This window comes from Bacillus sp. Marseille-Q3570, from assembly GCF_946151055.1.
Lineage (GTDB): Bacteria > Bacillota > Bacilli > Bacillales > Fictibacillaceae > Pseudalkalibacillus.
Map to the genome: position 1 here is coordinate 74,639 of NZ_CAMGYZ010000010.1, position 13,998 is coordinate 88,636.

13 protein-coding genes and 1 riboswitch are annotated in these 13,998 nt (G+C 41.9%); of the genes, 12 read left to right on the top strand and 1 reads right to left on the bottom strand.

The window, feature by feature from the left end:
* Positions 1 to 267 precede the first annotated feature (267 nt).
* The 10 genes from N8M93_RS15845 (at position 268) to N8M93_RS15890 (ending at position 10,152) form a co-directional block, all read left to right on the top strand.
* Positions 268 to 840 (top strand): PepSY domain-containing protein, encoded by a 573-nt coding sequence (locus N8M93_RS15845; RefSeq protein ID WP_261133456.1) that lies wholly within the window; start codon positions 268 to 270, stop codon positions 838 to 840.
* A 379-nt stretch (positions 841 to 1,219) separates the two neighbouring features.
* On the top strand, positions 1,220 to 2,230 hold the full coding sequence (locus N8M93_RS15850) for a LacI family DNA-binding transcriptional regulator (RefSeq protein ID WP_261133458.1): 1,011 nt from the start codon (positions 1,220 to 1,222) through the stop codon (positions 2,228 to 2,230).
* A gap of 14 nt (positions 2,231 to 2,244) precedes the next feature.
* The gene (locus N8M93_RS15855) at positions 2,245 to 2,844 is read left to right on the top strand and encodes an SIS domain-containing protein (protein ID WP_261133460.1); all 600 of its coding nucleotides are present in this window, start codon (positions 2,245 to 2,247) and stop codon (positions 2,842 to 2,844) included.
* Positions 2,845 to 2,860: 16 nt separating this feature from the next.
* Positions 2,861 to 3,796 carry a ribokinase gene (gene rbsK / locus N8M93_RS15860; protein ID WP_261133461.1) on the top strand — a complete coding sequence of 312 codons (936 nt, stop codon included), beginning with the start codon at positions 2,861 to 2,863 and terminating at the stop codon, positions 3,794 to 3,796.
* A 34-nt stretch (positions 3,797 to 3,830) separates the two neighbouring features.
* Entirely contained in the window at positions 3,831 to 4,718 is an 888-nt protein-coding gene (locus tag N8M93_RS15865) for a carbohydrate ABC transporter permease (protein WP_261133463.1), read from the top strand.
* Positions 4,719 to 4,733: 15 nt separating this feature from the next.
* Positions 4,734 to 5,540, top strand: a complete 807-nt coding sequence (locus N8M93_RS15870; RefSeq protein ID WP_261133464.1) for a carbohydrate ABC transporter permease — start codon at positions 4,734 to 4,736, stop codon at positions 5,538 to 5,540.
* Between the two features lie 46 nt (positions 5,541 to 5,586).
* Positions 5,587 to 6,687 carry a glycoside hydrolase family 172 protein gene (locus N8M93_RS15875; RefSeq protein WP_261133465.1) on the top strand — a complete coding sequence of 367 codons (1,101 nt, stop codon included), beginning with the start codon at positions 5,587 to 5,589 and terminating at the stop codon, positions 6,685 to 6,687.
* Positions 6,688 to 6,752: 65 nt separating this feature from the next.
* The gene (locus N8M93_RS15880; RefSeq protein WP_261133466.1) at positions 6,753 to 8,009 is read left to right on the top strand and encodes an ABC transporter substrate-binding protein; all 1,257 of its coding nucleotides are present in this window, start codon (positions 6,753 to 6,755) and stop codon (positions 8,007 to 8,009) included.
* Positions 8,010 to 8,176: 167 nt separating this feature from the next.
* Complete coding sequence (locus N8M93_RS15885) at positions 8,177 to 9,994, top strand: DUF4185 domain-containing protein (protein ID WP_261133468.1); 1,818 nt, start codon at positions 8,177 to 8,179, stop codon at positions 9,992 to 9,994.
* Entirely contained in the window at positions 9,991 to 10,152 is a 162-nt protein-coding gene (locus N8M93_RS15890) for a hypothetical protein (RefSeq protein WP_261133470.1), read from the top strand. Before N8M93_RS15885 ends, N8M93_RS15890 begins: the two co-directional genes overlap by 4 nt.
* Before the next feature lie 164 nt (positions 10,153 to 10,316).
* Here N8M93_RS15890 and ade read toward each other — a convergent pair whose 3' ends face one another.
* Positions 10,317 to 12,056: an adenine deaminase gene (ade, locus tag N8M93_RS15895; protein ID WP_261133472.1), complete on the bottom strand. Its 1,740-nt coding sequence runs from the start codon at positions 12,054 to 12,056 to the stop codon at positions 10,317 to 10,319.
* A gap of 82 nt (positions 12,057 to 12,138) precedes the next feature.
* A riboswitch (purine riboswitch) is annotated at positions 12,139 to 12,240 on the bottom strand.
* A 325-nt stretch (positions 12,241 to 12,565) separates the two neighbouring features.
* Here ade and larE point away from each other — a divergent pair.
* Together larE and N8M93_RS15905 are read left to right on the top strand one after the other, a co-directional pair.
* Positions 12,566 to 13,381, top strand: coding sequence for an ATP-dependent sacrificial sulfur transferase LarE (larE, locus tag N8M93_RS15900; RefSeq protein WP_261133473.1), 816 nt, complete (start codon positions 12,566 to 12,568; stop codon positions 13,379 to 13,381).
* Entirely contained in the window at positions 13,381 to 13,998 is a 618-nt protein-coding gene (locus N8M93_RS15905) for an urease accessory protein UreH (protein ID WP_261133475.1), read from the top strand. Before larE ends, N8M93_RS15905 begins: the two co-directional genes overlap by 1 nt.

The following is a 13,998-nucleotide window of genomic DNA, read 5'->3' on the forward strand; positions in this document are numbered from 1 at the left end:
TACACTTCCAAAAGCGTTGTGGCAGAAGAGGTTCACACCGGTGCCAGGTACACTTTCAAAAGCGTTGTGGGAGAAGGGGTTTGCACCGGTGCCTGGCACACTTTCAAAAGTGTTGGGGGAGAAGGAGTTCCCATCGGTGCCTGGCACCGATTTGCCCTTAATAATAGGATTAATTGAATTCTCATCGTTTTCTAATGTTCTCTTCCTTTTGTTCTAATCCCGGGTGGATATTATGTAACTGTACAACAAATACAGGAGGAATGAGAAATGAAGAAAAAAATCATCATGTTTACATTGGCAGGGACGTTGGCAATTGGTGGAGTTGGAGCGGTGAAAGCGATGGATGATGACGCTTTGCAGGAAACGAAGAAAGTAGTGCTTGCAAATGATGGTGAAAAAAGCTCCCAAAGTGAAATGATTTCCGTATCTGAAGCGAAGGAAATCGCTTTGAAAGAAGTAGAAGGCAAAGTGGATGAGGTTGAATTAGAAGAAGAGCACGGAAAGCAAGTCTACAAGGTCGATGTGGAAGGTAAGGATGATCTTGAGTTGCATATCGATGCTTCCAATGGTAACGTTCTAAATGTTGAACAGGATGACGATGACGATCGAAATGATGTGAGTTCAGCTAAAAAGGAAAATTTGATTGGTAAGGAAGAAGCTATCAAAATTGCGTTAAAAGAAGCGGCTGGAAACGTCACAGAAGTAGAACTGGATGAAGATGATGGCCGATATGTATATGAAATTAATATCAACATGGCCGATAATGGAGAAGCAGAAATAGAGATTTCAGCAACTGACGGGAAAGTGCTTGAAACAGATATCGATCATGATGATGACTAAGAGAACAATTTACGACTACTGTTCTTTGTACACAGTTGAAACGCAGGTTGATTTCATACAAGGAATCACCTTGCGTTTTTTCTTGATCATAAAATAATCAAGACGAAAGCAGGACAGGGGAGATCAAGCAAGGTAACCATATAAGGAATAATAGATTAAATACCCACGTCTTGTTGACAGTCTTTTGTAATCATTCATTAAAAAATTTCAAAAATAGTCTTGCAATTTAAAAAATTGTGTATTATTATATGAAGCAGATGATGTGTAAACGTTTACAGAGAACAATAGCCAGCATCTCATTTTTTTAAACAATCTGTAAACGTTTACACAATTTTTACACAATGACTGTAAACGTTTACACATGAACGGAGGGATACATATGGCAAATGTGACAATAAAGGATATTGCTAAAGAGACAGGTGTTTCAATCGCAACTGTCTCGAGGGTTTTAAATAATAGCGGGTATGCGAGTGAGGAGATCAGAGAGAAAATCCTATCCACAGCAATGAAGATGAATTACTTGCCGAATGCGGTTGCCAGAAGTTTGAAAAAAGAAAAGACAAACACGATAGGTGTAGTCATACCGGACATTACGAACCCATATTTCATGAAAATATCTAAAGGAATAGAAGATACGATCCATCCTTTCGGCTACAATTTGATATTTGGAAGCGGGGATGAAGACCCTGCAAAGGAAAGGGAAATGCTGCAGGTTCTGTTCGAAAAGAGAGTGGATGCGATAGTGCTTGCGACCTCAGGTGATAATGAAGAAATAATACAAAAGATTAAAAATAGCGGCATCCCGATTGTATTGATCGACCGCAAACTTAATAAGAAAGATCAAGATTTCGATTTTGTCATTGAAGACAATATTAAGGCAGCATACGAGCTGACTAAATATTTATTGGATTTAGGACATACCCGTATAGGGGTTGTGAATGGTTCGTTAAATGTAAGTACAGGTAGCGAGCGTTATCAGGGTTATCAAAACGCAATGCGAGAAAAGGGAATGGATGAGGACCCAGAACTGATTTTCAATGGAGGATTCATAGAAACGGATGGGAAAGAAGCGGTCGACCGTTTCATGGAACAACATTCTAAACCGACAGCAATCCTTTCTTTTAATAATACAATGACATTCGGAGTACTGCTCAAATTGATGGAAAAAGGATATGAAGTACCTTCGGATATGGTCGTTGCCTCCTACGGAGAAGTGGAGGCTGCGAAATTACTAAAGCCACCTGGAATCACTTATATGAATCAAACCCCTTATGAAATGGGCGTACGGACAGGTGAAATTCTGATTGACCGATTAATGAAAACTGCTAGGGGTCCGGTACATGAAATATTCGAACCTACTCTCAATGGAAAAAATCTAATACTCGAATGAGGAGGAAATGATCAATGGATTCGCTACTGCATTTTAGAAGGGTGATTGAAGAAGAAGCTTCGGCGATCAAATCACTATTAGAACAGTTAGATCCCAGTTATGAAGATGCCCTTAAAATGATTGCTGAATGCAAGGGTAAAGTGGTCATTACAGGAGTTGGGAAATCAGGGCATGTCGGTAAGAAAATTGCAGCCTCACTCTCAAGTACTGGTACACCATCGTTTTTTGTCCATAGTACAGAAGGTGTCCACGGTGATCTTGGAATGATAAGCGAAACAGACGTCGTCATTCTTATTTCCAATAGCGGGGAGACGAAAGAAGTACTCAGTCTTCTTCCTTCTCTCAAAAAAATCGGCACAAAATGTATTTCAATTACATCAAAACGAAGTTCAACCCTTGCTCAATCGAGTGATGTGGCACTTACCTATCAATATGAACAGGAAGCAGACCTTCTTGGATTGGCACCCACTACTAGCTCTACGGTTACACTCGTTATTGGGGATGCACTTGCCATTGCATTATCGACTATGAAGAATTTCACGAAGGAAGATTTCCATTTATATCACCCTGGCGGAAGCTTAGGGCAACAGTTATCAAAACCTAAAAAGTCTTAAGAAGGATGTAGATCGTGTGAAAATATTAGTGATTGGAAGTTTCATGATGGATTTGGTCGTAAGAACCCCGCGTGCTCCGCAAAAAGGGGAGACGATTATCGGAAATGATTTTTCAAGGTTTCCTGGCGGGAAAGGAGCGAATCAGGCTGTATCAGCAGCCAGACTCGGAGGGGAAGTGACGATGGTTGGTATGTTGGGAAACGACCGCTTTGGTGATGATATCTTGAATGAATTGCAAAACAACCAGATCAATACCAAATTCATTTTACGAAATGATGGAAGCTCTACCGGCGTTGGTTTTGTCACGTTAGAGGAGGATGGAAACAACCGGATCATCATTGTTCCTAGTGCCAACCTGAAGTATAAACCATCTGATCTCAGCCATGTACAAGATCTGATAAAAGAAGCAGATATCGTTCTAGTCCAGCTTGAAATGGATCTGAAGGTGACTGAAAAAGCAATCTCTTTCGCAAAACAATTCGAGGTTCCTGTGATATTCAATCCAGCCCCCGCAAGAACACTGGAAGACGATTTACTCCAGAAAGTGACCTATTTGACACCGAATGAAACAGAAGCTGAGATTCTTACAGGTGTAAAAATCAATACTTTAGAAGATGTGAAGCACGCAGGTCGCAATTTGGTCAATCGAGGGGTTGAAAATGTCGTAATAACATTGGGAGAGAAAGGGGCATACATAATAGATCGAAATGGTTGCGAGCATGTTTCTGGATTCCCTGTTGCGATCAAAGACACTGTAGCAGCAGGAGATGCTTTCAATGGAGCATTGGCAGTGGGGCTTGTATCTGGAAAGTCTTTGATGGAGGCTGTGCAGTTCGCTAATGCAGCCGGTGCATTGACCGTTACGAAAGAAGGAGCAATACCATCAGTTCCTTATTTATATGAAGTGGAAAAATTCATGCAAAACTATGAAACAAGCAACAAGTTGAATTGAGCTTATCCCTCGAAAATGGCGAGGAGGAGTGTAAATGGAAAAAAAGGGGATCAAAAAAGGTTTCTCAAAGGAATCATTAACGGCTTACGGTTTTCTGTTACCGAATTTGATAGGCCTCACCGTCTTCATCTTCGTACCCATGGTGTATGCCTTTTATGTAAGCCTACATGATTGGAATGCTTTATCTCCGAAAGTTTATACAGGTTTTGATAATTATACAAAGCTTATGGAAGATAAAGCATGGTGGAAGTCGGTTTACAGGACGTTCATATTTACAATCATCTATGTACCCGCCCTTTATTGTTTAGCACTATTTTTTGCGGTGATGATCAGTTACCTGAAAGGAAAGATAGAAGGGTTTGCCAGGACGCTGTTTTTGCTTCCTTACGCAATAACATCAGTCATATCCGCAGTCATTTGGATGTTTTTATACGATCCCAGGAATGGATTTCTCAACCAATTGTTCAGCTTGATTGGTATACCTCGTCAAGAATTTCTCGGGTCTACTGATCAAGCCCTGATATCGATCATTGTTGTTATTTTATGGATCAACTTAGGGTATAACATGATGATCTTTCTAGCTGCGATCAAAGAGATCCCTAATGATTATTATGAAGCAGCTCGGATTGATGGAGCGACAGGATGGAGATCCTTCTTACATATTACTTTTCCATTGATAAGGGAAACGAGCATTTTCATATTGATTGTCACGACGATCGGCTCCTTTCAAGTATTTGATCAGATCATGGTCATGACCAAAGGAGGACCAGCAGGGGCAACAGAAGTCAGTGTGTTGTACATATACAAACAAGCCTTTGAACTACTGGATATGGGTTACGCTTCTGCTTTAGCTGTTGTATTGTTCGTTATCATTTTCACGCTGTCACTATTCCAACTGAAGTTATACTCAAAACAGGATTAAGGGGGTGAAGGGAACGTGAAAAGATCAAATCTGTTGTTGGTTACAATCATTTTGGTCATTGGGATTCTGATGGTGGCCCCGATCTATTTTCTCGTCATCAGTTCATTTAAACAGCCGCAAGATGTTTTCAGTACAAGCTTGAATCTGTCGAATCTAACATTGGATAATTTTAAAGCAGTATTCGAGACGAACATACTTCAGGCAATCTGGAATTCATTTATCGTTTCTTCGGTTGTAACGATAGTTGCTTTGTTGTTTCATTCTATGGCCGGCTATGCTTTGGCTCGCTTGGAGTTTCCTTTTAAAAAGCAAATATTTGCATGGATCATCAGTACGTTGATGATTCCCTTCACCATCATAATGATTCCGCTTTACATGGTTACGAAATCGTTGGGGATGGGAAACTCTTATGCTGGTTTGATCATTCCGATGATTTTCAACGCCTATGGTATTTTCCTTTTCCGGCAATTTTACCGTGAATTTCCGAAAGAGCTTGAAGAGGCAGCTTATATGGAAGGGTTATCGATAGCGGGAGCATTCTTCCGCTTGGTGCTTCCTTTATCCAAATCGATCATCGTTCCACTGACAATTGGTTTTTTCACATTCAATTGGAATAATTATTTATGGCCATTGATCATAACTCAGGATGAAGATCTGATGGTTGTACAGGTCGCATTGGCGAACATTGTCGGCGGCGGGTATGAAACCTCGTGGAGCATCGTGCTCGCCGCTGCCTTGCTAGGTGCGATCCCTACGTTCTTGCTGTTCTTTTTCATGCAAAAGCATCTGGTCGAGGGTATCAAAATGACTGGAATCAAGTAAAGAGATAGGTAACGAATATACAGAATGAATGGAAAGGAGAATTAACATGACATTTTTAGGAACGTCACTAAGAGATTTATACAGAGAAAGAAATAACAAGAGGAAAAGGGATTCAAGCTATGATCGGACAGGGGGAAATAAAGATTACTTCGTTTTTCAGCCCGGGGAAAAACAAACGATTTCTGACATTACGGGTTCTGGATGTATCACGCATATCTGGATGACGATGGCTCCTTTAAACGACTCTTTAGAAGCGTATCTCCATAGAAAAGTCGTGATCCGGATGTATTGGGATAATGAGGATAATCCTAGTGTGCAAGCTCCGATAGGGGATTTCTTCGGCATGGGGCATGGGATCACTAAAAACTACGCTTCAGCTCCATTAGCAATGAGCCCTGAAGATGGACGAGCTTTAAATTGTTATTTTCCAATGCCATTTTCAGATCATGCAAGAATCGAAATTGAAAGTGAAGCGGATGAACCTATCAAATTCTATTTCTATATCGATTACGAGCTTTACGATCAACCGATTGACAGCACATTACGATTCCATGCGCATTGGAATAGGGAATTGACGAAAGGCGTCGACGATCATTCCATGTCAAACACGCTTTATTGTTTCGGCGGAAAAAATACATCAGGTGATGGAAACTACACGATTTTAGATACGGAAGGTAAAGGTCATTACGTAGGTTGCAATCTTAACATCCATAATCTTCGTTTTACACAAGAATGGAATTGGTACGGAGAAGGTGATGACATGATTTTCATAGACGGGGAAAAGTGGCCTCCGACATTGTATGGTACCGGTATGGAAGATTATTTCAATACGGCATGGTGCCCACAACAGGAAGTCACAACACCTTATCATGGGATAATTCTAGGGGGTGATCACAATTGGTCAGGTAAGATTTCGGCATACAGATACCACATCCAAGATCCGATTACATTTGAGAAATCTATTAAAGTCACTATAGAACATGGTCATAACAATCATAGAAGCGATGATTATTCAAGTACTGCCTATTGGTATCAATCAGAGCCGCATACACCGCAGTCTGATATTAAGCCTGTTGAGGAAAGGCTGCCATTGCCTGATGTGCTGCCATTCAATGAGGAAGATAAGAAAAAGTGTTTTGATTATTGAAAAATGTAAGCGTTTAAGTTGGTTAGCTGTGGTCAGCAAAAATAAAAACGTAGGGGGAAGGTCCAGTGAAACATGTGAAAGCTTTCTGTGTATGCCTTTTGGCTTTAGTCCTGGTTTTCCAGGCTGGTTGTAGCAGTAGTTCCACAAGTTCAGATGATGTTATCACGCTTAGTTTTTGGGATTTCCATTCCGATTCACAAAAGGATTTTTTTGAAAAGCTGGTAAAGGATTATAATGCCTCCCAGGATCGAGTCAAAATCGAATTCAAGTCGTTCAATCAAAGTGATTATGGTACTACTAAGCTGCCTGTCGCTTTTGCAAATGGAGAAGGGCCAGATATCTTCATGGTAAATCCCGGGGACTTTTTGAAATTTGCCGAGGCAGGGATCCTTGCAGATCTTGATGAGTATTTTCCTGAAGGAGCAAAGGAAGACTTCCTTCCAGCATCCTTAGAAGCAGTGACATATGAGGACAAAATTTTAGCGTTACCCTATGAGTTGGAGCTGCTCGCATTATTCTATAACGAAGATATGCTTGCAGATGCAGGTTTAGAGGTTCCGAAAACATGGGATGAACTTTCCGATACGGCTGAGAAGTTGACGACAGATGATGTTGCGGGTCTCATTTTACCGACTGATAAAGCAACCTACTTGAATTTTGTATGGTATCCATTCTTATGGCAGCAAGGTGGCAGTGTTTTGACAGATGATGGTGATGAGTCGAACTTCGACTCTCCAGAAGTCGTAAAAGCACTGGATTATTGGGGGAGCTTTTTCCAAAATGGTTCTTCACCATCAAAGCTTCAGAATGGTCCATGGGAAATCGGTCACGTCGGTAACGAGACCGCAGCAATGCAAATCGTCGGCACTTGGGATGTCCCTGCTTTAGAACGGGAATTTCCAGATGTGCCAATTGGAGTAGCCCCGATTCCAATTCCTGAAGGCGGAAACCATTCGACTGCTGCAGGTGGCTATAAATTTGCAGTAAATTCGAAAAGTGAGCATGTTGAAGAAGCAGCCAAGTTTGTCATGTGGGCGTTCGCGGATGACCCAGAGAGGGCTTTGGAATGGTGTACAGATATCAAATTCGCATACTCACCTAGAAAGTCTGTGATTGAGCAGGGTGAAGAAACTTATAACAACGGAATTCCAAAAATGTTTACAGATGAAATCTATGAAACAGCTATCCCTGAACCAAGCTTCAATGCAAAAACAGTAGATACGATCGGTACCGCATTACAAGAAGTGATGTTTGGAAACGTCAGCGGCGAAGATGCAGCCAAAAAGGCACATGACGTAATCAATGAATCACTTGGAAACTAGGAGGTTTAGTAACTGAAGTGGTGTCGGGCTGCCTCTGTGTTATCGCAATAATACGGGTATCCGGCACTTTGTTTTTTGATTTTCAATGAACGGAATGAAATCTATAACTCCCTACACCATCAGAATCAGCATTCAAATTTTATATCCGAGGAAAGGTTTGAGTGTAAATGAATGGTTTAAAGAAATTCGTCCCAATCGGTCTATCCTTGTTGCTGACCATATCGATATTTGCCAGCCTCACCCCTACCAAGAAAATAGCAAAAGCTGATGAACCTGAAAAAAGCACGTTCTTCTCAACTGCATATGTTGAAGAAGCAGACTCTTACAATACTGCCAGTGACGGTGATTTATGGGCTTCCTGCTGGGCTGATGACGGTAATCTATATTCAGCCAACGGTGATGGAAAAGGATTCAGTTTGGATGGGCCATTTGCTGATATCGCTGTCAACAAAATAACAGGTGTTCCACCTAACCTTGAAGGTACGACGATCGCCCGCAGTGATGAGGTAGGGCAGATCTGGAATGATCCAGAGCATTATAATCGGAAGCCTACTGGGATGGTGTGTGTTGATGGTGATCTATATTTAGCAGTCCAGGATTTGAATAAGGATTTTAATGATGTACCATCGGCGACGATCGTAAAATCGACGGATAAAGGTAAAACCTGGACATGGGATGAAACTGAACCGATGTTTGATGATTATACGTTCACTACGATCATGTTTCTGGACTATGGTCAGGATAATGAAAACGCCAAAGACGAATATATCTATGCATATGGATTGGATCACAATTGGAGGGATTCCTTCAATGACCGTGTTCAAGATCCTACCAAACTTTACTTGGGGAGAGTCCACAAAGATCAAATCCAGGATCGGTCACAATGGGAATTCTATACAGGTAAGGATTCAAACGGAACACCACAATGGTCCGGGAATATTGAAGAAAGACAACCTGTATTGCAAGATGACCGGCGAATCTATCAGGATACCTTTTTTACGAATGATCCTAAGGATATGACCGTAGTCTCCCAGGGCAGCATCGTCTATAACGAGCCCTTGGACCGTTATCTATACACATCCTGGACAGAGTATACGTTTGAATTTTACGAATCACCTACACCATGGGGTCCTTGGAAACGGTTTTTATCAAAAGATTATGGCGGTTATCCATGGACAGATACGAAAAATGGTGGTTATGCGACTACTATTCCTTCAAAATTCATAAGTGCAGACGGGAAAACCATGTATGTCCAGTCAAATACATTCATGGGTGGAATCACTAACTATAACTTTTCATTGAGAAAGCTTGTTATCGAACCAACTTCCCAATCTACTCCTTCAAATCCGAAAGATTCATATTCGAATCTGGCGATTACGGGTGAAGGTACTACACCGATCAATAAAGTCGCCCATTTCGGAAATGTCGATTATTTCAATAATGGAATCAGGCTGGAGTCAGAAGACAGTTGGAACAATGAAAGGAAGACGAAGGACTGGTGGGGGTACACTTGGAAAAAGAACTACAACCTGAACAAAGTCGATTACACGACTGGTAAGATGTTCCCCGATGGAGGGTGGTTCAAAGAAAACTTGAAAGTACAAGTCCGTCAGAATCATGAATGGGTTGATGTTTCCGATTTGTCGGTAACACCGGAGTATCCTTATGACAATTCAGCAGGGCCGAATAAGACTTACACATTCACGTTTGAAGATACATGGGGGGATGGTGTCCGTATCATCGGGGTTCCGGGAGGTGGAGTCACATTCACTTCAATAGGGGAATTGGCAGTGTATTATGCGGATGATAAAGAACCTCCTAACACGAAGCCTTTCACAATCAACAATGGAGAATTGTCGGAGGAAGGCGGGATGTTGGTGAATGCGTCTGTCAGCCGTACACTGGATACGCGAGACCATGAAGGTAAAGAAACCGTCATCTTCCAGTTGTTGAAAAATGAAAACAAGCTGATTTTGTGGCTTTGAAAAAGGATATACTGGATGCTGAGGAATTGAGCGCCTATTTCAATGTGAAGGGTGATCTCAAAAAATACAAAGTGAAGGTGTTTACAGTCGATTCTCTAGAAAAATTCATTTCTAGTGACGATTATACCGTCTTATCAAACGAATTGACGATTGAATGATCTAAATCAAAGATAAGAGGACAACCATTCCGTTATTTGCGTAATTGTTTTATCAAGCATTTCAGTAAATAACGTCTGTGGTGTCCTCTATTTTTTAGCAACATGGGGTTTTTGAAACAATCAGGTTCCCTATGTCCTCTAATACTTCGCTTTGCCGATGTATGTTAAAGACTTACATCGATGTGCTGAAAAGCTTTGACATCGAATAGACCTAGGTCAGTCAATTTCAAAGCTGGTATGACGGGTAAGGTCAGAAACGAAAGGGTCAAAAATGGATTGAATTCTCCATTGAACCCTAGGTCTGCAAGTCCTTGCTTCAATTGAAGAAGCCCGGTAGCTATTGAACGGAAACCTTGATCAGACATCAAACCAGCAATCGGAAGGGAAAGAGAAGCGAGAACTTCACTGTTTCTAATGATGACCAGTCCACCATTCATCTCATCCAGTGATTGGACTGCCATCAGGAGATCTTCATCATTCGTTCCCATAGCGACGATATTATGCGAATCGTGGGCGATGGTTGTTGCAATCGCTCCATTTTTGAAGCCGAATCCTTTTACGATTCCTAATCCAATATTCCCGGTATTTTTATGTCTTTCAACGACGACTAATTTTTGCTGATCCTTCTTACTAGAAGGGACAAATACACCGTTATCAGCTACGACTGATTCTTGCAGGTGAATGGTCGTCAATTGGTTCGGGATGATTCCGATGATATTCGCCAATCCATTCTTCCCGATCGTAATTTGCAGATCTTTTTTTTCGAGACCAGGAACTTTCACTGTATCCAGTAGATTTTGTCCTGGATCTTCCTTTTTTACTAGACTCCCAACATATTCACCATCCCGTGCCACGAGTTTTCCAGATTTATAGACTTCTTTTATATCGATGGAATCCAGCTCATCCAACAGTAGAAAATCAGCCTCATAACCTGGTGCGATGGCGCCTTTCTGCCTAAATCCATAGCATTCCGCGGCGTTCAGTGAGGCCATCTGGATAGCAATCAGAGGATCCAACCCATACCGGATCGCTGAACGGACGTTATGATCGATGCTCCCTTCTAGAATGAGATCATCAAGGTGTTTGTCATCTGTGCAGAATAGGCAGCGCCGTGCATTGTGGTGGTTGACTACCGGTATCAGCGATTCCAAGTCTTTCGCTACAGACCCTTCCCGAATCAAAAGATACATGCCCCGTCTTAAACGTTCCCGTGCATCCTCGACTGTATTACATTCATGGTCGGTTCTCACACCAGCAGCTTTGTATATGTTGATGGCGTCGGTATCCAATCCAGCTAGATGGCCATCGATATGCCCGGTGTGTGCAGATGTCATCACGATTTTGTCGACCAACTGATCATCTGCTGCCAGTAAGGATGGATAATCCATTACTTCAGCTAAGCCGAGCACCCTTTTATGTCTGTAAAAAGGTTCAAGATCAGAAGCCGACAGCTTTGCCCCGGAATTTTCGACGGAAGTCGCTGGTACACAGGAAGGAAGCATGAAAAAGACGTCTAATGGCAGGTCTTCAGAGTTTTCCAACATGAAGTTGATTCCATCCTCGCCTGATACGTTTGCGATTTCATGAGGATCGGTTATGATCGTGGTGACGCCATGAGGAAGGACGACTTTCGAAAATTCAGCAGGTGTCACCATGGACGATTCGATATGGACGTGGGCATCAATAAAGGAAGGACAAACATAACGGTTTTCGGCATCAATGATTTGTTTGCCATCGAATTCTCCGACTCCGACGAACATACCATCAGCAATCGCAATATCCCCTTCAATGATTTCAAGGTTGAACACATCGATGATCCGTGCGTTTTTTATGACTGTATCAGCGGGAATTCGCCTGCTTGCTACTGCTATCCGTTTCTTTAATAGCGTTTTATCCAGATTCATATTCATCCCTCCCGAAAAATAAAAAACCCTAGACTCCCAGGGTTTGGCATAAAGAAGGATCATCGGGTTGAAAGCATACGAACTCCCCGAAATTCATTCTCGTAGTCAAACCATTTACGGTAGTTTGGTAGAAACTTTTGGACCCTATCTCCAACATTATACGAGTAATTTAATAATTATATATTTATTTTATTGCTGTATATTTCTGCGGGAATTCAGTTTTCCGTTTTTTCTGATTCTCATATTGCTTCAAAAGTACCTCGGAATAGGGTTTCACCTGAAGAGGGGCGCAAATATGCTTGATAATCACCATAAAAGGATTAGTCATATTCTATGGTCTAGTTGTCAAAGTGTCAATGGAAAAAGGGAAAAGGTTAGAACAGTACCTATAAGAGCCAGTAGTATCGATGAAACTATTTGAAATTATCAAAATATTAGGTATAATTTCAAACTAATAAGCGGGATATGTTTAAGCGTAATCAAAATCTAGTCAACAGAGGATGAATAGGATGCTAGAAAAGTATCAAAGACTTCAGGACTTATTACGAGAAATGGAAACGGTTGTCATTGCGTTTTCAGGTGGGGTAGACAGCACTTTTTTACTGAAAACATCCATTGACACACTTGGCGAAGAAAAGGTGCTTGCTGTGACAGCAGATAGTGAAACCTACCCGTTTGAGGAATTGGAAGAAGCGAAGGAACTGGCGGCTATGTTAGGAGCGAGACATGAAGTGATTGAAACTTCAGAGCTGGAGATTCCAGGGTATTCGGAAAATACACCGAATCGGTGCTACTTCTGTAAGAAAAGTTTGTTCGAACATCTTGTTCCGATCATGAAGGCGAAGAACTACCGGAATATCGCTTTCGGTCTTATCGCAGATGATCTGGGCGAACATCGTCCGGGGACGAAAGCGGCGAAAGAATATAATGTGAGGGGGCCTCTTCAGGAGGCAGGCCTTTATAAAAGCGAAATCCGCGAGCTGTCCCAGCAAATGGGGCTTCCGACATGGGACAAGCCATCATTCGCGTGTCTTTCTTCACGGATCGCCTATGGGGAAAAGATCACGATCGATAAATTGAGGATGGTTGATGAGTCGGAAAAAGTGATCCGCGGATTGGGGATCAGGCAGGTTCGTGTCCGCACTCATGGCGATATAGCCCGGATCGAGGTTGAACCAGAATCAATGGGTCAACTGTTGGACCATCATCAAGAAGTGGAAGAAAAATTGAAAGAGATTGGTTACGCATATGTGACAATGGACTTGACAGGGTATAAAAGCGGCAGTATGAATAAGGTTCTTGGAACAGAAGTGGGGCTTGCATAGTGGAAGATGTCGCAACTTTATTAGGAATCGGGTTCTTGCTCGGTTTCAAGCATGCTTTGGAGCCTGACCATGTCATCGCAGTGTCTACCATGGTGGGAAAACATAAGTCCACTTTGAAGTCCAGCTTTCTCGGTTTGTTCTGGGGAATTGGACACACGTTGACGTTGTTAGTCGTATTTTTACTTTTATCAGTAATGGATACGAGGATTCCAGGATCCTGGGAGATGACGTTTGAAATCATTGTCGGTTTGATGTTGATTTACCTTGGATTCTCGTCATTTTCAGCAAGTAAATCTTACAAGGTCAGAAAAGATAAAGGTTCTGAAAACCATTTAATCCTCAAATCGATGTTCATCGGACAAATCCATGGCTTGGCGGGGAGTGCCGCCATGACTCTTCTGCTGGTTTCCATGGTGACGACATTTTCTGATTCGTTGGTTTACATCGGTTTGTTCGGTATCGGTACAATCCTCGGGATGCTCGTGTTCACTGTGATATTAAGCATCCCTTATCGTATTTCGTCGGGAAAATATAAGATGAATCATTTCTTGCATACGGCAGCTTCAGTGATCAGTATTACATATGGAGTATGGTACATTTACGCCATTGCCGGTTAA